Annotated in this window: 15 protein-coding genes; 1 reads left to right on the forward strand and 14 read right to left on the reverse strand. The window is 60.5% G+C overall.

Going from position 1 to position 20,741, the window contains the following annotated elements; translation table 11 throughout:
- Positions 1-58: 58 nt before the first annotated feature.
- The 11 genes from gsiB to AB4Y32_RS37965 form a co-directional block, all read right to left on the reverse strand.
- Positions 59-1,621, reverse strand: coding sequence for a glutathione ABC transporter substrate-binding protein GsiB (gene gsiB / locus AB4Y32_RS37915; RefSeq protein ID WP_368726187.1), 1,563 nt, complete (start codon positions 1,619-1,621; stop codon positions 59-61).
- Between the two features lie 112 nt (positions 1,622-1,733).
- On the reverse strand, positions 1,734-3,626 hold the full coding sequence (locus AB4Y32_RS37920; protein WP_368726200.1) for a dipeptide ABC transporter ATP-binding protein: 1,893 nt from the start codon (positions 3,624-3,626) through the stop codon (positions 1,734-1,736).
- A 61-nt stretch (positions 3,627-3,687) separates the two neighbouring features.
- Positions 3,688-4,686, reverse strand: coding sequence for an isoaspartyl peptidase/L-asparaginase family protein (locus AB4Y32_RS37925; RefSeq protein WP_368726188.1), 999 nt, complete (start codon positions 4,684-4,686; stop codon positions 3,688-3,690).
- Positions 4,683-5,657, reverse strand: coding sequence for a MurR/RpiR family transcriptional regulator (locus AB4Y32_RS37930; protein ID WP_368726189.1), 975 nt, complete (start codon positions 5,655-5,657; stop codon positions 4,683-4,685). The genes AB4Y32_RS37925 and AB4Y32_RS37930 overlap by 4 nt, the downstream gene beginning before the upstream one ends.
- A 329-nt stretch (positions 5,658-5,986) precedes the next feature.
- Positions 5,987-6,649, reverse strand: a complete 663-nt coding sequence (gene tssJ / locus AB4Y32_RS37935; protein ID WP_368726190.1) for a type VI secretion system lipoprotein TssJ — start codon at positions 6,647-6,649, stop codon at positions 5,987-5,989.
- 28 nt (positions 6,650-6,677) lie between these two features.
- Positions 6,678-7,646: a type VI secretion system baseplate subunit TssG gene (tssG, locus tag AB4Y32_RS37940; protein WP_368726201.1), complete on the reverse strand. Its 969-nt coding sequence runs from the start codon at positions 7,644-7,646 to the stop codon at positions 6,678-6,680.
- Between the two features lie 95 nt (positions 7,647-7,741).
- Entirely contained in the window at positions 7,742-9,541 is a 1,800-nt protein-coding gene (gene tssF, locus AB4Y32_RS37945; RefSeq protein WP_368726191.1) for a type VI secretion system baseplate subunit TssF, read from the reverse strand.
- Positions 9,542-9,580: 39 nt separating this feature from the next.
- Entirely contained in the window at positions 9,581-11,185 is a 1,605-nt protein-coding gene (tssA, locus tag AB4Y32_RS37950; protein WP_368726192.1) for a type VI secretion system protein TssA, read from the reverse strand.
- A 33-nt stretch (positions 11,186-11,218) separates the two neighbouring features.
- The gene (locus tag AB4Y32_RS37955; RefSeq protein ID WP_368726193.1) at positions 11,219-13,714 is read right to left on the reverse strand and encodes an ImcF-related family protein; all 2,496 of its coding nucleotides are present in this window, start codon (positions 13,712-13,714) and stop codon (positions 11,219-11,221) included.
- A gap of 1,201 nt (positions 13,715-14,915) precedes the next feature.
- Positions 14,916-16,052, reverse strand: a complete 1,137-nt coding sequence (locus AB4Y32_RS37960; RefSeq protein WP_368726194.1) for a hypothetical protein — start codon at positions 16,050-16,052, stop codon at positions 14,916-14,918.
- 155 nt (positions 16,053-16,207) lie between these two features.
- Complete coding sequence (locus tag AB4Y32_RS37965) at positions 16,208-16,468, reverse strand: PAAR domain-containing protein (RefSeq protein ID WP_368726195.1); 261 nt, start codon at positions 16,466-16,468, stop codon at positions 16,208-16,210.
- Between the two features lie 1,408 nt (positions 16,469-17,876).
- Here AB4Y32_RS37965 and AB4Y32_RS37970 point away from each other — a divergent pair.
- Positions 17,877-18,029 carry a type VI secretion system contractile sheath domain-containing protein gene (locus AB4Y32_RS37970; protein WP_368726196.1) on the forward strand — a complete coding sequence of 51 codons (153 nt, stop codon included), beginning with the start codon at positions 17,877-17,879 and terminating at the stop codon, positions 18,027-18,029.
- Positions 18,030-18,078: 49 nt separating this feature from the next.
- Here the strand turns inward: AB4Y32_RS37970 and AB4Y32_RS37975 are convergent, their stop codons facing one another.
- The 3 genes from AB4Y32_RS37975 to AB4Y32_RS37985 all read right to left on the reverse strand — a co-directional run bounded on the left by AB4Y32_RS37975 (position 18,079) and on the right by AB4Y32_RS37985 (position 20,595).
- Positions 18,079-18,477, reverse strand: a complete 399-nt coding sequence (locus AB4Y32_RS37975; protein ID WP_368726197.1) for a hypothetical protein — start codon at positions 18,475-18,477, stop codon at positions 18,079-18,081.
- 410 nt (positions 18,478-18,887) lie between these two features.
- On the reverse strand, positions 18,888-19,385 hold the full coding sequence (locus tag AB4Y32_RS37980; RefSeq protein ID WP_368726198.1) for a hypothetical protein: 498 nt from the start codon (positions 19,383-19,385) through the stop codon (positions 18,888-18,890).
- Positions 19,386-19,524: 139 nt separating this feature from the next.
- Positions 19,525-20,595: a hypothetical protein gene (locus tag AB4Y32_RS37985; RefSeq protein WP_368726199.1), complete on the reverse strand. Its 1,071-nt coding sequence runs from the start codon at positions 20,593-20,595 to the stop codon at positions 19,525-19,527.
- Between the last annotated feature and the right edge of the window lie 146 nt (positions 20,596-20,741).

The following is a 20,741-nucleotide window of genomic DNA, read 5'->3' on the forward strand; positions in this document are numbered from 1 at the left end:
GCGTGAAGCGAACATGCCCGTCCCGAAACGCGCGCTTCGGAACGGGCATTGCGCGCGCTTACTTCACGGCGATTTCATCGAAGTTGAACGAGCCGTCCGGCGCGACATACGCGCCCGACAGGCGCTTGCTGCGCGCATAGACGATCTTCTCCTTGACGAGGAAGATCCACGGCGCGTCGGCCCAGATACGCTTTTGCGCGTCGCCGTAGAGCGCGGCCTTCTGCGTGCGGTCCGTCGTTTCGAGCGCCTTCGTCAGATCGCTGTCGACGGTATCGTTCTTGTAGTAAGCCGTGTTCACGAGCTTCGGCGGGAACGACGACGACGCGAGCAGCGGCGTGATGCCCCAATCCGCTTCGCCCGTCGACGACGACCAGCCGATGTAGTACATGCGCACAGGCGCCGTCGCCGGGTCTTGCGCGCTTTCCACCTTCGCGACGCGCTGGCCTGCTTCGAGCGCCTCGACGCTCGCCTTCACGCCGACTTGCGCAAGCTGCTGCTGCACGAACTGGATGGTCTTCTGCGACGTCGAATTGTTGTACGCCGACCAGAGCGTCGTCTCGAAGCCGTTCGGATAGCCCGCTTCCTTCAGCAGCGCGCGTGCTTTCGCCGGGTCGTAGGGCCACGGGCCGAGCTTCGTCGCGTAGTCGACGCCTTCGGGAATCACGCCGTCGGCGGGGATCGCGTAACCGGAGAACGCGACCTTCGCGAGCGCCTCTTTGTTGATCGCGTAGTTGAGCGCTTCGCGCACCTTCGGGTTGTCGAACGGCTTCTTCGTCGTGTTGAGGCTGACGTAGCGGTTGATGATCGACGGCGTCGCGATGACGTCGACCTTCGGGCTCGATTGCAGCGTCGCTGCCTGTTCGAACGGAATGCGGAACGCGAAGTCCGCTTCGCCCGTGCGCACGAGCGCGGCGCGCGTGTTGTTGTCGACGACGGGCTTCCAGTCGATCTCATCGATCTTCGGATAGCCCTTCTTCCAGTAGCCGCCGAATTTCTTCACGGTCAGGTCGCCGGCGGGGTCCCACTTCACCAGCTCGAACGGGCCCGTGCCGACAGGATGGAACGCGATGTCCTTGCCATACTTCTTGATCGCGTCGGGAGACATCATCACGGCCGACGGATGCGCGAGCACGTTGACGAACGCCGAGAACGGCGCCTTCAGCGTGATCTTCACCGTGTACGGATCGACCACTTCCGTCTTTTCGATGCGGCTGAACATGTTGTAGCGCTTCAGCTTGTTCGCCGGGTCGGTCACGCGGTCGAAGGTCGCCTTCACGGCGGCCGCGTTGAAGTCGGTGCCGTCCTGGAACTTCACGCCCTGGCGCAGCTTGAACGTGTAGACGCGCGCATCGGGGCTCGCTTCGTAGCTCGTCGCGAGCACGTTGACGAGCTTCATGTCCTTGTCGAAGCCGAACAGGCCCTGGTAGAAGGACTTCGACACGGCTTGCGAGAGCGTGTCGTTCGCGTCGTACGGATCGAGCGTCGTGAACGTCGAGTCGACGGCCATCACGGCCGTCTGTGCCGCATGCGCGGCACCGGACGCGAGCATCGCAAAGACCAGCGCACCGCTCGTCACGAGCGAACGCAGGCGCAACGGTTGAAACATCAAGGGCGTAGTCATCGGTTCTGAACTCCACTGAGCAAAGGAACTGCTTGTTGTCATGCCGCTGGTCCGCGCGGCTTCTGTGTGCTGCCGGTAATGCGTGATTGGCCTTGCCTGCCCGATCGATAAGCTAGTAAGCGCCGCCGATCGAATGCGCGGCCACGAAATGATCCGGCCCGACGGCGACGAGCGGCGCGACGACGGGTTCGTCGTCGAGCGTGCGAATCGGGCTCGGCAGCTCGTCGGCGGCGAGCATGCGCTTCGCGTGGCGGCGCGCCGGATCGGCGACGGGCACGGCGCCCATCAGTTTCTTCGTGTACGGATGCTGCGGCGATTCGAACACCGCGCGGCGCGGGCCGATCTCGACGATCTGCCCGAGATACATCACCGCGACGCGATGACTGACGCGCTCGACAACAGCCATGTCGTGCGAGATGAACAGATACGCGACGCCGAGTTCGCGCTGCAAATCGAGCATCAGGTTGACGATCTGCGCCTGCACGGAAACATCGAGCGCCGACACTGATTCATCCGCGATCACGACTTTCGGATTGAGCGCGAGCGCGCGTGCGATTGCGATGCGCTGACGCTGGCCGCCGGAGAATTCATGCGGATAACGGCGCGCGGCATCGGCGGGCAGGCCGACCTTGTCGAGCAGCCACGCGACGCGCTCTTGCGCCTGCTTGCCGCTCGCGACGTTGTGCACGAGCAGCGGCTCCATGATCGAGAAGCCGACCGTCAGGCGCGGATTGAGCGACGCGAACGGGTCCTGGAAGATGAACTGGATATCGCGCCGCAACGCCTGCAACGAAGGGCCGCTAAGCGAGCTGATGTCCTTGCCGTCGAATTCGATGCTGCCGCTCTGGCTTTCGACGAGACGCAGCAGCGAGCGGCCCGTCGTCGACTTGCCGCAACCCGATTCGCCGACGAGCGCGAGCGTTTCGCCCGCATGCAGATCGAAGCTGACGCGCTCGACGGCATGCACGCGGCCCGTCAGCTTGCCGAACAGGCCGCTGCGCACGGGAAAGCGCGTGACGAGATCGCGCACGCGGAGTATCGGCTGCGCGGTTTGTGTCTGCGTGATTTCAATTTGCGCAGCGCCTGCTTCGCTCGAAGGCTGCGCGTGCTCGCCATCGAGCGTGAGCAACGGAAACTTCGCGGGCGCATTCGTGCCCTGCATCGCGCCGAGCTTCGGCACGGCGGCAAGCAGCGCTCTCGTATAAGGATGCGCGGGCGCGGCGAACAGCGCGCCCGATTCGCCTTCTTCCACCTTCTCGCCGCGATACATCACGAGTACGCGGTCCGCAACTTCGGCGACGACGCCCATGTCGTGCGTGATGAAGATCACGCCCATGTTCATCTCGTCCTGCAGTCCGCGTATCAACTGGAGGATTTGCGCCTGGATCGTCACGTCGAGCGCGGTGGTCGGCTCGTCGGCGATCAGCAGCGACGGCTTGCACGACAACGCCATCGCAATCATCACGCGCTGCCGCATGCCGCCCGACAGTTGATGCGGATAACGCGCGGCCACGCGGCGCGCTTCGGGAATGCGCACGAGATCGAGCAGACGCAATGTCTCCGCGTGCGCATCGCTGCGGCTCATGTTCTGATGCAGCGCGATCGCTTCGCCGATCTGGTCGCCCACCGTGAACACGGGATTGAGCGACGTCATCGGCTCCTGGAAGATCATCGCGATGTCCGCGCCGCGAACGCCGCGCATCGTCGCTTGCGACGCTTGCGCGAGATCGAGCACGCTGCCGTTGCGGCGGCGGAACGCGATGCTGCCTTTCGCGATGCGTCCGCCGCCGTGTTCGACGAGGCGCATCAGCGCGAGCGACGTCACCGATTTGCCCGAACCGGATTCGCCGACGATCGCGAGCGTCTCGCCGCGATCGACGGTGAGCGACAGGTCGCGCACCGCGTCGAACGTGCTTTCGCCGCGACGGAACGAGACCGTCAGGCGGTCGATATCGACGACGCGTTGCGGCGGCAGGCTATCGAGCGGACGTCGCTGGTTCGGCATGTTCGTCACGATGAGTTCTCCTGGCGTCTGTTGCAATGAAGGGCATGCGGCGATGTTGCGTCTAACCGTAGATCGCCGTGACGGGCGCTTCGCCGACGCGCGCATAGCCGCGATACATGCCTTCCGTGTTGAACGGCAATACGACGTTGCCGTGCGCGTCGACGGCGATCAGGCCGCCGCGTCCATCGATGCGCGGCAGACGGTTCAACACGACGTCGTTCGCGGCCTCTTGCAGCGAGACGCCGCGATAGGCCATCTGCGCGGCGACGTCGTAGGCGGCGACCATGCGCATGAACATTTCGCCCGAGCCCGTGGTCGACACGGCGCAGGTGGCGTCGTCGGCATAGCAGCCCGCGCCGATCAGCGGTGCATCGCCGACGCGGCCCACTTGCTTGTTCGTGATGCCGCCCGTCGACGTCGCAGCCGCGACGTGGCCGTACAGATCGACGGCGACCGCGCCGACCGTGCCGAACTTCCGGTTCGGATCGATCGGCTCGTGGGGCAGCGCATCGTCTTGGGCTTGCGCCGCTGGCGTTTGCGCGGCGAGCGTCGCGCCATCGTGGTCGAGCATCGCGCGCTGCTGCTCGCGTGCGAGTTGCCACTGACGATAGCGCGCGTCGGTGTGGAAGTACGACGGATCGACGAACTCGAGGCCCTGGGCTTGCGCGAACGCTTCCGCGCCGTCGGCCGTGAACATCACGTGCTCGCTGTATTCGAGCACGTGACGCGCGGCGACGATGGGATTGCGCACGCGCTTCACGCACGACACGGCGCCCGCTTGCAACGTGCGGCCGTCCATGATCGACGCGTCGAGTTCGTGCGTGCCCGCCGATGTGAAAACGGCGCCGTGCCCGGCGTTGAAGAGCGGGCAGTCTTCGAGCAGACGCACGGCTTGCGTGACGGCGTCGAGTGCGCTGCCTCCATCGGCGAGCACGCGCTGCGCGGCGGCGAGCACCGCGCGCAACTCGGCGTGATAGCGGGCTTCCGCATCGGGGGCCATCGACGCGCGCACGATCGTGCCCGCACCACCATGAATCGCGATTACCGCTTTGGACGTCATTGCTTTTTCTTCGCTCGGTTAGAGGTTGGTCGCGGGATCGGCCGCGTATTCGCCCGCGTGATCGTCTTCGGAGTGGCCTGCATCGCGGACGTTTCGGTGAGCCAGGGCAGCACGAACTCCGTCATGTCGGCGGCGGCCTGGGCCGAGCGCTTCGCGCGATACGCGACGGCGTCGCACAGCGCTTCGATCACCGCGAGCACGGTCGCTTCGGACGTCGCGGCGAGACGCCGCTCCGCGCGGATGAAAAGCGAGCGCGTGGCCAGCGCCGCGAGCGGCGACGCCGGGCTGTCCGTCAACGCGAGCACGCCGGCACCGAGGCTGGCGGCGCGGCGCGCGAGCTCGATGGTGTCGTCGACATAGCGGGGGAACGCAATCGCGATCACCAGATCGCCGCTGCGCGCATTGAAGAGTCGGCGCGCCGCGTGTGTCGGCCCGCCGATCAGCGCGAGCGACTGCACGTTGTCGTGATACGGCAGCAGGTTGTGCTCCATCAGGCTCGCGAGAAAGGCACTCGCGCCCGAGCCGACGATGAACACGCGCCGCGCGCCGATGATCGCTTCGACGGCGGCGTCGGCGGCTGCGCCATCGATCGCGTTGCGCGTCGTGCCGAGATTCGTGGCGGCCTGTTCGAGCGACGCGCTGAAGAGTTCGTCGCCATTGGTCCGCGATTCCTGCGCCGAGCGCAAGCGTTCGACGGGCGCGAGCGTCGCTTCGAAACCGCGCACGAGCGCTTCGCGAAACGCCGGATAGCCATCGAAGCCGAGCGCGCGCGCAAAGCGGTTCGCCGTCGCGACGGATGCGTCGACGGCCGTCGCCAGTTCGTCGATGCGCATGGTGGCCGCGCGAAACTGGTTGGCCAGCACGAACTCGCCCATGCGCCGGTGGACGGGCGTGAGGATCGGCATCGCGGCCGTGATGCGGGCTGCGATGGCCGGCTCGGGGACGGCGGAGGGCGTCGGGTGACGGGGCATCGGGTGGCGCTGGTTGTGTGCGTGCTCGGGAATGTAAGTAAATTTACATCGAATGTCTACGGAGAAAATAAATTTTCACAGACCGGTAGGGGTTTTCACGAAGGAAGCGCGCGGACCACTTGGGCGTTTGCTGGAGGAGATGCAGGGCGATCGGCACTTGGGGGATTTCTGGAAGACGCGCGGCGGCGTGAGTGCGGACGCAAGCGCGGGATGCGGCGGAGGCAGCGCGAATGGAAGCGGCGCGCCCCCCAGTCGGACGGCGCGCCTTCTTGTTGATGGGCGATACGCGCCACGCCAGTAAGCCGTGGCGTGGCGCAAGCGGCGTGATGTTAGCCTTCGCCCAGTTCGCCAGCGCCGATCGACCCCGTCACGGTCGGCGCCGTGGGCTTCGTTTTCGGTGTAGCTGCAGCCGGTGCGCTGGCCGCGCCAGGCGCGCTCTGCTGTGGCGCGTCGTGTCTGACGGGCTCCGGCTTCGCATCCACGAGTTCCAGCACGTTGTCGCGTACGAGGATCTTCACCGGGTCGGTTTTCTTCCACTGCTTTTTCGGCACCAGCAGCTTCCACGTCGAATCGCGGTCGGGGTTGCGGAAGAACGCGACGACGCCCACATATTGCGCGTCGTCCTTCATCGGTTCGTTGATGCTCGCGCTGGCGTTGGGGCGCAGCACGACGTCTTTCGTCGCCAGCAGATCCGCCTTCAGCGCTACGAGATCGTCGGTTTGCAACTGCGTGTACTCCAGTTGCTGGAAGCTTTGCGCATCCTTCAACTGATACAGACGCACGACCGTCGACAGCGACTGCCCCGAGGCGTTCTCGTTCAGCGACGCGCGGCTCACGAGATCGACGGTCATCGTCTTGACCTGCGTTGTGAAGACCCATTTGGCCGCATCCACCGTGCTATCGGATACCGCCTGGGTGAGGCCGCAGCCTGCGAGGGCAAGCGCAGCCATTGCGCAAGCGCCCATGCCGAGCACATTCATTGTCCTGTTCATGTTTTGACTCGCTGGTGTGTTGTGTCGATCAGCGCATCGGCGCATGAGGTTTGCTGCTGCCTGTCCACACGCCCAGTTGCACGCGCGTATGCCCGCCGTTGCGTAACGATGCGCCCCGGCCCGGCAAGCGGGTCGTGAAGCCGAGACGGACCTCGTCGGCGTTGAGCGCCTGTTGCGGCATCAGCTCCGGGTCGACGTTCATCTCGAGATTCGCCTGAGCCTCATAGCCGAGATAGAAGCGCAGCAGCGTCATCACCTCGCGATGAGCCGCGTGGCCCGGAAGCAGCGCAAGCACGGCTTCGCGCGTGCGCGGCGTGAGCGCGATGCGTACGCTATTGCCCTTGTCGTAAAAGCCGCGGCCGAGCAGGCAGGTCTCGCCGAGCGCCATGCGTTCGGCGTTGTCCGCCTTGACCCAGACGGGATGAAATTCGTCGACGTCGACATCCGTGTCGGGTACGGCATGCCGAAGCACGCCGGCCAGTCCTTCGGCCGTGCGGGTCTTCTGTCCCGCGAGGCCGAGCATCGACAGCAGCTTGCGCGTGCCGACCGCCCGCGCCGTTTCGGGCGTGCCGATGCCGAGCCCCGCGAAGCTGAGCAGATAACGCGAGACGTCATCGGTGCCGTCCTTTCTGAAGCCGGCCGGATAGCGGTACTTGCGCCACACGCGGTAGTGCTGCGTGACGACGCGATGATGAAAGAGATCGAGAAACGCGGCGAGCGGCTCGGCGCCTTCGCGGTTCTGTGCGATCTCGTCGGCGAAATACGTCGGCATGCGCGCATCGACGCCATAAAGACCAAGGAAGGTCGTCACCACGGCAGGCGGCCTGGACGGATCGTCGAGGTCGTATCCGATCGCATCGATTTCGCGACTCGGGAACCCCAGCCGTGTGCGCGAGCGGAAGCGCACGGGCTCGGTCGTCAGCGAGTCCGTCGTGCCGATCGGCGCGCGATCGGGCGCCGAGAGTTCGATCAGCTCGCAGAAGCGAAAGAAGTTCATCTGCGTCGCGTGATCGAGCAGCGCGGCCAGCAGGGGACGTTCCGCATCGACGGCATCGCCGCTGCCGGGCGGCCGAACTTCAGGATGCGGGCCCTTCAAAACGGTGCTCCTTCACCCTTCGTATCGGGCCATTCGATGCGGCGCCCCGTGGGCTGCGAGACGATCACGAGTTTCGTGTACAGGTTCAGCGATGCATAAAGCCCGAGGAAACGGTTCAGCATGCCGCCGAACAGTTCCAGATCGCCGTCGCCTGCAAAGCGGCTGCTGTCGATCGTCACGACGATCTCCACGCCGCGCTGCAGGCCGCCGCGTACGAGCTTTTGCAGCAGCCGGTGCTGGATATCGGTGATGGCGTCGATGCGCCGCCGGTTCAGCTCGCCGTCCGTCCAGTCGTAGAGCGCGAGGCTGCCGCGCAGGATTTCCGCATTCAGCAGTGACAGGTAATTCGGCGCGAGATGCGAGAGCACGCGCCACTGGAAGCGGTCGGCCGTCGGGGGATAGACGGGCAGTGTCGGCGCGCACAGGTTGCGCACGGCGCCGATGTTCGTGAAGCCGCCGCGCATGCGCGTGATGCCCGCTTCGCGCAGCGCCTTGCGCGGCAGCATGCCGTTGGTGCCCGTCACCGAAAGCGAAAGCGTCTCCCTGGGCAACGTGTCCGCGCGCTCCCAGGCGTGTCCGCCGAGCGCCAGCCATGTGTCGAACCGGCCGGCGGGCCCACGCCGCACGCGCGTATGGAAATAGCGTTCCGGCAACTCGTGGCGCAGCATCCCGCCGCGATGGCGGAATGCGGCGAACGGCACATACGCGAAGCGCTGACCCGTGCCCGCTTCGAAACCCTGAACGGAGTCGACGGAGTAGACCTCGACGCTCGCGCCGTATTGCTCGCGCGCGTTCACGCGATACTCGGTTTCGAATTGCGTCACGGTGACGGGAGCGGCTTCGAGCGCGAACAGATTGATGATCGGCGTGCAATACAGGCGCACGTTGTCCGCGCTGAAGCGCATGTCGTCGGGGTACGGCTGCGCCAGCACGATCTCGACGTCGACGTACGTCGCGGATGCGGGAATGGACTGCACGTCGAGGCCGAGCAGATCGACGAACATGAACTTCTCGGGGAACGTGAAGTATTCGAGCAGCAACTGATAGCCGCCGAACGCGTTATCGGCTTTCGGCCACAGCCGCTCGTCGGTGGCGAAGCCAGCGGGTTCGATGCGCAGCCCCGGCATCGGTTGAGGTGCGCCCGGACGGTCCGCCGGAAAGCCGGGCAAGCGTATCTGAACGGCCAGCGGAGCAGCGGTGAGCGCGGCATACAGTGCGAGCGCCACGGGCCGCTCGGCATTGAGATAGAGGCGCAGACGCGGCACCTGCAACTGTTCGCGCCGCGCCTGCGGCTGAAGTTCGAGCCGCAGACGGATCACGGAGCGGCCGTCTTCGCGGGCATAGGTGTTTGCTTCCTTGAGAAGCAGCGGATACAGGTCGACGGCTTGTGTCGTGCGATAGATGCATTGCTCGGCATCCTCGCCGATCGGGTCGGACAGTGCTTCAAGGCCGGACGGAAGTGTCTCATGCTTCTGCAGTGCACCGTGTATCGGAATCATCTCGAGGATGGAGAGCGACGGAATCATCCGCAGATAGTGCGGCCACAGCATGCTCACCAGGCCTTCCGTCAGTTCCGGCAACTCGTCGTCGAGCTTGTGACGCAGCCGCGCCATCAGGAACGCGAAGCCTTCGAACAGGCGCTCGACGTGCGGATCGCGATCGCCGACGCGATCGATATTGAGCATGCGCGCGCGGTCCGGAAACGCACGGGAGAATTCCTTGCCCGCGTCGCGCAGGTAGCGCATTTCCGCTTCGTAATAGCGCAGGATATCGCTGTCTTTGGTAGGTGAACTCATTGTGAATGTGCCTGAATGCCAGTGGAGGCGGTGGTCCGATCAGGCAAGCGTCACGGCGCGAGCCGGATCGATTGCCGTCAGCTCGCCTGTCAGCGCGTCGATGCGCATGCCGAGTGCGGCCTTGTCCGCGTCCTTGCGGTTGTTGCGGAGCTTCAGCAGCCTGAGCAGCTGATGCTTGACCTCGAATGCGAGCGACGGCTCCCACGTGGCGAGCTGGAAACGCCGCGCGGATTCGTCGAGCCATGCGAGCAGATGCAGCGCGGTGTCGGGACGCTGCGCACGCTCCGCGATGCGCGCCATCACGAGCTTGCGCAGGAAGTGTTCGCGCTCCCCATGTTCGCCGCCGCGCGAGGGCAGCCGCTGCAGCCAGGCGAGCGCCGCTTCGATGCCTTGAGCGGTCGCGAGGTCGAATGCCTGGGCTTCCGTTTCGGCCCAGTCGGTGTCGGTCGATGCAACGCTGATGGGCGCGACCGCGTCGCCCCTTTCGACGTCGCGCACCGTCGCATGACGCGCAATCCATTCGAGCGTGGTGTCGTCGGCGAAGGGCAGACCGTCCGAGAACGACAGACGTTCGAGTCCGGGCAGACGTTCGAGCATCAATGCGCAGTCGGTCGCGACGAGTTCGCGCACGCGTGCGTATTCACCGCCGGCCTGCGCCTGGGCGGCGAATGCGTAGTACTGCAGGTCGAGCCAGAAATGATTGGCGCCTTCGGCGAACGCCATTTCGACGCGTTCGAGCAGTTCAGGCCACTGCTTTTGCAGCAGCAGCCGTTTCAGGTTGGCGCGCAGTTCGGCGCGCGGCGCGACGAGCCGCGTCTTGCCGCTTGCTTCGTGGGGCGGCACTTCCGTCAGCGTGTCCCAGCGCACGCACCGTATCAGCCGATAGGCGGCCAGATAGCCCTGCGGCTGTTCGCGCAGGAACTGCGCCATATAACGGGCGCGGTCGAGCAGATCGCTCGTCGATGCGACCGTGGTGGCTGCGGGCAGACCGGCGGAAGGACCGGCGGCGACAGTCGACGTTGCCGCTGCGCCCGTGCTGGCGGGGGCTGTGTCCGACGCTTGCGGCGTTTCGAGGCGGCTTTCGAAACGGCGAAAGAGCGGCTCCAGGGCTGGACGTGCCGTTTCGGGCCATTGCGCCGTGCGTTCGACGATCAGCGCGATCGCCGAGAGCGTGCGTTCGAGCAGCGTTCCCGTCAGTCCGTGCACACGATCGAGACGGTCCGCGAAGGTGGTTCCCGCGAGCCATTCGAATGCCGCCTTGCGCGTCGCGACGCGTTCGGGCAGCAGCGTGTCCCCGAAACGGTCGACGAGCGCCGACAGCAGCTCGAAGCCGCAGGCCACGCCTTCCGCGCCGTCGCGGCGCATGCATCCGTAAATGTAATAGGCCGCGACGCGTACATCTTTCGCGCTGTGCTTCAGCAGCCGTTCGGCCGTTTCGACGATCTTCGTATCGTTGATGTCGGTGAGCTTGGCGACTTCGTCCTTGATGGCGAGAAAGTCATCGTCGTAGGCGGGATCGGCGCCTGTCGGCGAGGCCTCGGTGATCGGCTCAAGCCAGTCGTCCCAACGCGATTGCGTCGAGCGCGCGAGGTCCGAAGGCGCGCGCGTGCCGAATAGCGCGTCGAGGAGGTTGGAGAATTTCATCGGTTCTTCTTGTGTTGTGCGCCGCCTGTTCACTCAGCTCCGCGGCAAAGGCATGGCGGCGCGTTTGCCTGCATCGAGTGCGGCTTTGGGCAACGGCGGTGGACTGTTATCCCTGGCCGTATTCGTCGTTGTGCCCGGCGAACGCGTCATGAAGATGCGCGACGGCAACGCGAAGCCCCTGAGCGCGAGCAGATCGAGCGGACCCTTGCCCACGTCGGTGCGCATCGTGTAGCTCAGCGCGTGCGTGTCGCTACCCAGCGCGGTCTTGCCCGGCTCTTGCGCGATCAGGGTATCGATGTCGTAAGCCGGGTCGCTGGCGGACTTCGCCGCTGCGGGCCTGATCTCCTTCACGAAGGGCGATGCCTGCCAGGTCAGCACGTACGTCGCGCCGTCGACGGGCTCCACGCGCGCGTGTTCGAGCATGCGCACGAGCGCCCAGCGTCCGTCGAATTCGAGGCTGCGGTTCGTGCCAGCCTTTTCCGTTTGCCATTCGAGACGCGTCCCTGTCTTTTGCGGATCGTTCGATGGCCAGTTCATTGCCTGCCAGGTTTCCTGCTGGTTGAAGTAGTGCAGCTTCTGGCCGTCGACGGTGAGCAGCGTGTCGGTGATGCCGGGCGAAGGCACCGGCTTGAAGTCGAAGCGGTATTGCGGCTCGCCCTGCGCGAGCAGATGCCCGGCGATGCGTTGCAGCGTGTTGATCGCCGTGAGGAACGATGGGTCGAAGGCGAGCGATGTCGTGCCTGTCGTGACGGGCACCCATTGATCGCCCTGCAGTTCCAGCACGCCCGCGAGCTGGCTGGCGAGAAACGCGGAGATCAGGCCGCCCTGCGGACGCAGGAAACGCGCGAGTTCGGGCAGCGACGCGTCGTTGCTTGTGCTGGCGAACGGATAGCGTCCTGCGAACGAGCGGTTCCAGGTCGAGACGATCGTCTGCTGCCAGGCCTCGTTGAGGCTGGTCTGGGCGGGCTGCAGCACCGTCTGCAGTGCCTGCGCGACGGGGCGCACGAACAGCGAATCGCCCATGCCGGCCCACTGCGCGCCGAGGCTCGCCGCGATGAGGCGCGCGTAGGACTGCGTGTCGGCCAGGTCGGAGCCCTTGCCCTGGAAGAGCGTCTGCGCGACCTGTCTGGCCTGAGCGTCGGCGTCGGGACTGTCGCCGATCTGCTGAAGGCGCAGCCGCAGTGTCGTGACACGCTCCAGATAGCGTTGCAGGCTCAGATCGCTGTAGTCGGTGCGGGCCGCCTTGCCGTTGGACGGCACGTCGCCGACGTTCCCCGGCGCGACGAGCCGCAGCACCGGACCGAACGACGGTCCGAGCGGTCCGGCGGGATCGGGCCGCGCGGCCTGCGGTTCCTCGGTTTTGCTGCCGAAGATGTTCTGCGCCTTCGTGACGAGAGTGTCGGAGAGCGAATCTTTCTGCGCGCCTGCGCCGCCCTGATAGTCGAGCGCTTTCATCAGCGCGATCAGCGGCGACTGGCGCGCGTCGGCCATCGCCTTGAGCTGGCCGATCGCGGCGGGCATCGATGGCGCGCGCTCCCACTGGATCGTGTTCATGAAGGCCTGCCAGTGCTCGGCGTAGTCGGCGAAGTAGCGGCTCGTGAGCGCGGCCTTGAGGGCTTCTGGCGACGACGCGGACTGGTTCTGCTGTGCGCCGTTCGCATTGCCTGCGCCGGCCAGAACCCAGTCGCTGGCGGTGCCGTTGTGCTTCGCGGCGTCGTCGATGGCCTGAGCGATCGTGCCTTCCCACGCCTCACGCGTGAACACGCCTGGCACAGTGGCCGACGTGCGGAACAGCCCGCGCGTGTCAGTGCCTGCCGTCAGCGAGGCGAGTGTCTGATCCGGATACTTGCGGCCGACCGAACCCAGGATTCCTTCGTAGATCGTGTCTTCGGAGTTCTTTACGCCGATGACCGCGAGCAATGTCTGACGCGAGCCGCTGACGACATCGTCGCGCGTTTCAATGCGCCAGTCGGGGTGCTGCTTCAGATGCTGTGCGTAGAAAGCGAGCAGACGTTGCGAGAGGTCGAGTTTCTCGCCCGGTGGCAGGTCGGCCGTCGTGTTCCAGTAATGCGGCAGGAGCGGCGTCATGAAGGCGGGCTCGGCGTGCGCGGGTTCGGCCATCATCAGATAGGTCTTGAGCGCCTTGTGACCGTCCTGCGCGAGCCGGTTGACCTGATCGTCGAGCTGGACCGTCTGCATCTGGTTCAGGTCGACGAGCTGTGCTTCGAGGTTCTGCTGGACGGGCGCGATGAGCGTGTCACGGGCGGCACGTGTATACGGCTTCCAGACGGCGGCGAGTGTTTGCGCATCGTGGTTCAGGCCGAAGCCGGTGAAGAGCGGTGTGTGGTGCTGCACGCGGTCTTCGTAGAGGTCGATGCGCTGTTGAAGCGCGAACAGGTTGCGCAGACGGGTGGCGGGGTCCGGTGCCGTGTTCAGGTTGCGGACGGATTCGCTGGTCAGTGTGAGCTCGCGGGCGTTGGTGGCGGCCGAGACGAGCATGGCTGTGGACCAGAGGGTGATTGCGACCAATGCGGCTGTCGTGAAGATGGTGAGGGGGTGCGGGCCGGTGCGGTGGCCTGGTGATTCGCTGGCCGCGTCGCCGATCTGTTCCCATAACGCCTTGTACAAGATTCGCTGTGCGGCGACTGGCGTACCTCCATTCTCTGGCAGATGTTCATTAAGCGCGACGCCAGCGCGAGTTAACGTTGATTCTGAGGCCGATGGCACGGGAAAAAACCCGGCCGCGATTTTCGCAAAAAGCGGTGCGAACATGACGCCGCCCAGTGGTACTCGTAGTCGAGTCGACGCAACGAGACTCGCCCAAATCGAAGCGATGTTTTTTTGCTGAGCACCGATGCGGGCCGAAAATTCCGCAAGATAGGGTTGTCGGGCAAGCTCTCCGCAAAGGACGACACCTATGTCCGCAGTACGTTGCTCAAGCTCCATTAGAGCCTTTTTCATCGCATCGATCGATGATTGCATTGAAGCGCTTTTGTGTTGCGGTACTAAAACGCCAACTGGTTGAACGTGTTGCGCTTCACATTTCAGTCGTAGTGCTTTCAAAACAATGACCGGCGCCGCCCACGCAACTACGGAGGTAATCGATGAAATCGTGCGAGTGAATAAAGGCTCATGAGCGCTCTCGTCGCTCTCCGCGGCTACCCAGACGATGGCGTCAAGTGGACGACGACGACGCAGGCGCGCGATTTCCCGATGCCATGCCGCTGAGTCAATTCCGTCAGGACATGCGTGCATCAGAACCACGTTTCCAGCTTGCAAGACCGCGGACTGGCGCAGTTTCGGCGCAATCTCGTCAATAAGACCCAAGTCCCCTGACAGCATTATCCACCGCTCGCGATAGCGCCATTGCCAGCCGTGCTGAACGCGCAGATCGTCGCATAGTTGCTGCAGTCGACGGTCCCGATTCGACGCCTGCGCGGCGTCGACGCGATCACCGCCCGTCTCCTTGCGAGTTTTTCGTTCGGCGAGCGCGTAGGCACCCAAGAGGAGCGCAATCAGGTGCAGGGCAATCACGCAAACCGTTGCACCAGTGATCCATAGCAGTACAGAAGTTCGGGACTCCTTTGACGTAAAGCCGAATGCTTCTCCGTTGTACCAAAACGCCAACGAGGCTATGGTCGCGACTGCGACTGCAAAGACGGGCATGCCCCAGACCATAAGAATCTCGCGCTTACCTGACTGTTCTGCGTTCGATTCAAGCGCTTTCATGTTATTGGTCGGGTTCGACATATTGAAGATCTGTATTAATGTGAAAGACGGCCGCTCGTGCGCCGTCGACAATGAATTGCGGACCTTCGTAGCAGCATTCCAGTGCGGCGGCGACGGAAATCCAAGGGTTTAACGCTGCGCCATCTCCGATGACTCGGTCTGGTCTGCTTTGCTTTTCCATCGTGGCTATCGCCGAGAACGATCGTGTATGCAGAGTGTTGAGGAGCGAACGGTCGTGTTCCTGATCGATTCCCGTTATCCACACATGACGGAGCGAGGCCGGATTTACATTGCCCCACAGCGTAGCGTTCTCCAGAACATCCCCAAGAGTTCCAATCTCGCCAGCGACGGGGCGGTGAAGGGAACCGGCGACATGGACATCATTTGGCAACTGATAGAAGGTTGGTGCTAGCACGACAGCAATGCAGCCCTCAGAACTGCGTTCTGGCGGCGTGGCATCGTGCCATTTCATCGCAACTATAAGCAACGGTCGACGCTCATTTGCGTCCAGCCAGGCGTCCACGATCATCATGGAGTCCGATGCGGATGCGGTATCACATTCCAGTTCAGGCAATCGCGCGATGCGCAGGGCGTCTTTGACCTGCTGCTGAACTAGTTCAGCTTCTTCGGGAATAGCGAGCACGCGTACGGCAGGCCAATACGATCGATCGTATTGCGACAGCGCGAGTAAGGTTTGCGAAACAGGTCCAAGTGCCTCGACGAGTTTCATGACTACTGTCGCGACTGAGGTAGACGGATGCCGCGACTCGGCGGGTGGATGCAGATCTTCGCCGAGAGAGACGTCTTCTGTTGCCAGCATCTCGTATGTAGAGGTGTCGTCAAAACGGTTATGTATGACCATGCCGGAACCGCTGCGTGGCGCGCGCGATCTTGTGAGAGTCTTTCCGGACTTAATCACATCAGAGAGGGTTAGTCCGCCGAGCGGCAGGCTGTAGCCGATTCCGAGTACTTGAAATGGCCGTTGCGCTTCACCTATACGCTTATTCAGCCATTCCTTTCTCAGGATGTTGCGATAGTGAGCGCGATACCATTGCGCTTCGTGCCCAACACGAGCGATAGCGAAAAGGCAAAGAAATGCCAGGTTAGGAAAGACAACGACGCAACACCAGAACCACATGCCATGAGCGGGGGTGTTCGTGGGCCAAAGTAGCAATGCACCGCCGGCACCAAAGACATTGCACGATACCCATATGCCTAACCATGTAAGCAGGTTGGGTCCTGCAATCGGATAGGGGCTCGGGGGACCGGCTCTTAACAGGTCAACGGGCATGTTTAACGAATGTGTACGTTTAACAGCGAGGAAATCACCTTGCATCCGCACATGCATTGGTGAAGATGCATGGCGGCGTATTTACCGTCCTGGTCGGGAAAGTTTGCGTTACCTTCTGCGATTGCGGTCTCACCGTGGATGACACAGACTGCTCCGTCACCTTCGCGGGCTAAGGGAAGGCCCATGAAAGTCGTTGTCGTCGAGCCACCGGTGACTTCGCCGCCATTTTCGAGTTTGTCGCCTTGGCGGATGGGGGATTTCATTGGGCTTATTTTGAGTCAGACTGGATAATTGCGACGTAGCGTAGATTTCGAATGGACACACAAGCGAAATTTCCCGCCCAAGCGTCATCTGTGGAAATTTGACGATGTGCGAGAGATAGATAGAAGGATCTTTCTCGCTATCTTGATCCTTTGGGTTCTTATAGAGGCATTGGTGTCGACGGTATCACCGATCCAATACGTAAGCGAAACAGTTGATTCATCATTAGCGCGGAGTCCCACGTAGCATTCTGCTCCGTACGGCTTGGGGTATTCGCATCTCTGGGATAGACGAGCAAAGTGGAAATGCTTCATATATGTCACCGGCCTTCATACGCTTGCGGGTTATAGCAGTTGTAAAGTCATACAAAAATAGTCTGCCGGTCTCACTATCTATCCAGTACGGTGTAGTTTGACGCCTATCGAGAGCGCAGAACGCCAAATCACCATTGCATACGGTGATCAGATCGTATAGGTCACCATTACGTGGCGCCATCTCGTAGTAACGCACAGAATTATCGGACTCGATGTCACCTATCGATTTGATCGATCTGTATAGGTTAAAAGGATATAGAAATTGAATCTCTGCGTCGCGATACAGTGCATTGTTATCCGAGGGGCGAGAGGTCGAGTTGTTCGCGAAAACCAGTGTTAGTGCTAAAAATGGGACGATCAATCTGGATTTGCTCACTGCCATGTCATTAATTTAGCGGGCCTTAAACATAATTACTCGACATATATCTCCGCACGCGCTCTGTAACCCCTAGTCGGGGATTGGCTTGCGTGTTCGAGTGACATAGTCAGGCTGTCATCGGTTGCCATTTCACTTACGGAGTGGGTTATAACGCACGATTGGGTCGGAAAATCAACATTGTATAAAAGGCCAAACGATTTGACAGTCCGTTTTTTTATATCGACTACGTCAGTTCCGTATTGATTTGGAACCGACAAGGATCGTTGGTCGGAACTGAAAGCTGGTGTATATACGCCTCCTCCGTACACTTTCTTCCAAATAATCGTTGGACGCCTGTACACTGAAAGAAGTGTGAGGTGCGTTGTTTGAGGGTAAGACCGATTAACATGTCTTTGGTAGTCCGTACACGGCAAGTAGCGAACCATCGAGACTAAAGACGCCGTCCGAAACGGAATGGGTAATATTCACGGTCCCAATTGTGCGAGTTCCCTTTTTAAGAAGAATCGTATTCGAGGATGTTGCGATGGCAATATAGAGTCCATTGCAGGAACTAATGCGGACATCTGCGTGTGTCGAACACATCCAAATAGAGAGTAACACTGTAATTGTAAATTTTCTCAAGCTAATCTCCCGAAATTCTGTTGGCTTCTTGAGTTTCTGCGCATCGGTGCGGCGAACTTGTTGTGTCACTCGGATTAACAACTCTAGTGGCGCTGCGTGAGCCAGCTTGATTTTCATATTGAGCATTTCGATCAGCAGCTCAGCCGTCAGCTCGACGCGATCATGCACGAGACGTTCAAGAAAATCGAATCAGCATGGCGCGGGATCAAGTTTCTGGTCGATCACACGAATTTCCTCAAGAATGCCTAATTCTTTTCTTGCCTGAATCTCCGAAAAACTGTTCGGTATCCTGATTCAACTACATACACTGCTTTTTTCCGGTCATGCAGAGATCACCTTCCTTGGTGGATATTTGAGTTGTTTTCCGACGTCGCATGCTTCCCGAAGCAGAAATATCCATAAGATTGACGATGTAGAAATTTTCATCGATAGGGCTAAAGGTGATTGCCGTCTTAGCACGGAGTGTGTCGCATTCTACCGCGTAATAATAGAGGATTGGTTGATAATTGCCAGTGCTAGATACCAGCGCCGAAAAGAAACCTTTTCTAAATCGATCAGAAGTGAGACCGGGTGCCTCGCCAAGATCAAGCATTGATTTTCCGTTCTTCGTGACCTTCCAATAGTGCATGCCTGTCGCATCGCGTCCTTTACCCGTTGCCACACCGAGCCCTTGATTTGTCTGACCGTCAAAGGTCATTGAATTGTCCAAACTCAGTACATACGCGGAACCTACATAGAAAGTGCGTGCCGAGACCTGTCGCTTTCCTCTGACTAATACTTCGATTTGAATCGTGCCTCCCTCGCCACTTGAATTGGCGCATGATGTGGCTCTTACCACGCCCTCGCGTATTTGAGGAACGCTAGTAGTGGCTTGTTGCTTGTCAATGCACGCGCACCACGCCGGGGCGCCAGGAGGAAAAATAATCGCGAATAGCACAAAAAATGGATGGCGCCACATCGAATATCCAGGAAAGTATCTCGCTTTATTACTGCAAGAACATAGGCACGACAGACGGGCTGATGGCCGTGTTACTGACGCATGGATCATATGTTTTGAGCACTTTGAATTTGAAAAAATCGAAGTAGACCTTATGGCAGTCAAGGTCGTCATTTGCTTAAGAACAAGCCGTTGCATGTAACCTCATCGGTCACCACCCGCCTATTGAGTTTAATATTCCAAACACCCGGGTAAGCATCAAGCACACAGCTTACTTTGCCATTAGGGGCAACATAACGGCCATCTTGAGAGATAATCGAGGCCCCCGCTTCGCCATCGCTATCAAATCCATACTTCGAAAGATATTTCAAGGGCCTTCCTTTCAAGTACACCCCATTCAATGTCACTAGATTGCGCTTTGTCCCCACGCGTGCGACCATAGCAAGGTAGGAGGCAGGGGTAACAGAGATCAAGTCCAAAGAGACGTAGATTCCTTTGGCAAGGTTTATATCGGAAAGGAACCCAACATGATCAGGGATTGAAGATACGACAACCGTTTCGTTGGGTTTGCAGTTCTTCAAGCGATCAGCTTTAACATAGTTGCGCTGTGACAAAATTAGCGCAGAACGGTCGTAGCTTTCCTTAGCGTAAACGGGGGTGATGTTCAACTTGCAGATGTAAACACCCCGTTCGTTCTCTATTTTTACTGAATTCCCATTTATTTCGTAAGTATCTTTGGCGTACGAGATTACTCTACACAACAATAGCAGGAGGAAAACCAAGTATTTAGGATATCGAAATTGCATTTTATAAAAGCACCGTCTTTGCTAACCGTGTAAAGGCGAGTCGCGAAGTTTCATCCATGTGCCCGCCGTTGATTGCGTAGGTCACTGCTGCAGAGATTTCTTTTTCCTTCGTCAGTTCAGTGATCGAGTTCGCCGGCATTGGCTGGTCATGATCAATGCAGCGAGCCACTTCGGGGCGTTGGAACCGAAGATAAAATCCTCCGCTGTCGATGCAGTTCTCCGGCAACGCAACGTCTTGCGGAGATCTTATTTCAGCAGGTATCTTGATCATTGCTTGCCGATTGTGATTTCGATAGGCCGGATCTGTCCACCAATTCGGCGAAAAGCTCGATGAAAGAATCCAACCCCGAAAGATCCAGTAGTCAGCATAATTGCTTCTACCGGTCAATTGCTTGAAGCCTCGACCTCTAAATTTCTGTGCATCTATTGGATCACAATTACCATTCTTCCAGTCGTAGCTGCCCGAAATTAACCCGCCGTGACTATTGAACTTTTTTGATCGATACCATGCGTCGGCCTCGACAGGAAGTTCGCCGTACCAGTGGCCTAGCTCCGTCTCAGGTAGCATCGAAGCTGGGTTCTTTACGCTTCCATGAAACCCCGCGTCGTCGAGTCGCCCTGCCATGCTTGTTTCTTGCATGGAAGACAGCCATGCGCTCTCTACCGCACCTTGTCCAAGGAAATGCGCCATTCGCGTGGGCGAACTCAACCCGAACTTGCGAATTGCCAAATTCAAGGGCAATAGATATGTCGAGCGCAGTTGCTGAGGCGGAGGTCTTTGATGCTTGCTGTACCGTACATCGGCGTAGATTTGTTTAAATTCTTCTGTGAACAACCATCCGCATTTTCGGAAATGCCTAATAAACGCAAGCGGATGAAAGAACCAAACCTTTTCTCCCTTCGGTAGACCTGTTTTGTCCCAGAACTGAAATTGCCTGACAAAGGCAATAAACTTGTCGTAATTGTCTTTCTTGCCTTCAAAGTGCTCGCCTGTCTGTAGCAGCTTCGCATATCGTCTCTCAAGGTTCGTGCTATCCCACTCGCTCGGCGCAAGACATATAAATCCACGCAACTGATCACGAACATGCTGGGGAAGGTCTGAACAACCCGTTTTTTTATCGCACTTCTGCCGAGCGCCCGAGACAGGGATCGCGGTATCACTGGCACGGCGTCAGACCACTACCGGTCGCGTCTTTTACCCAGCGGCTCGACATCCGT

This window comes from Paraburkholderia phymatum (assembly GCF_040965635.1).
Taxonomy (GTDB): Bacteria; Pseudomonadota; Gammaproteobacteria; order Burkholderiales; family Burkholderiaceae; genus Paraburkholderia; species Paraburkholderia phymatum_B.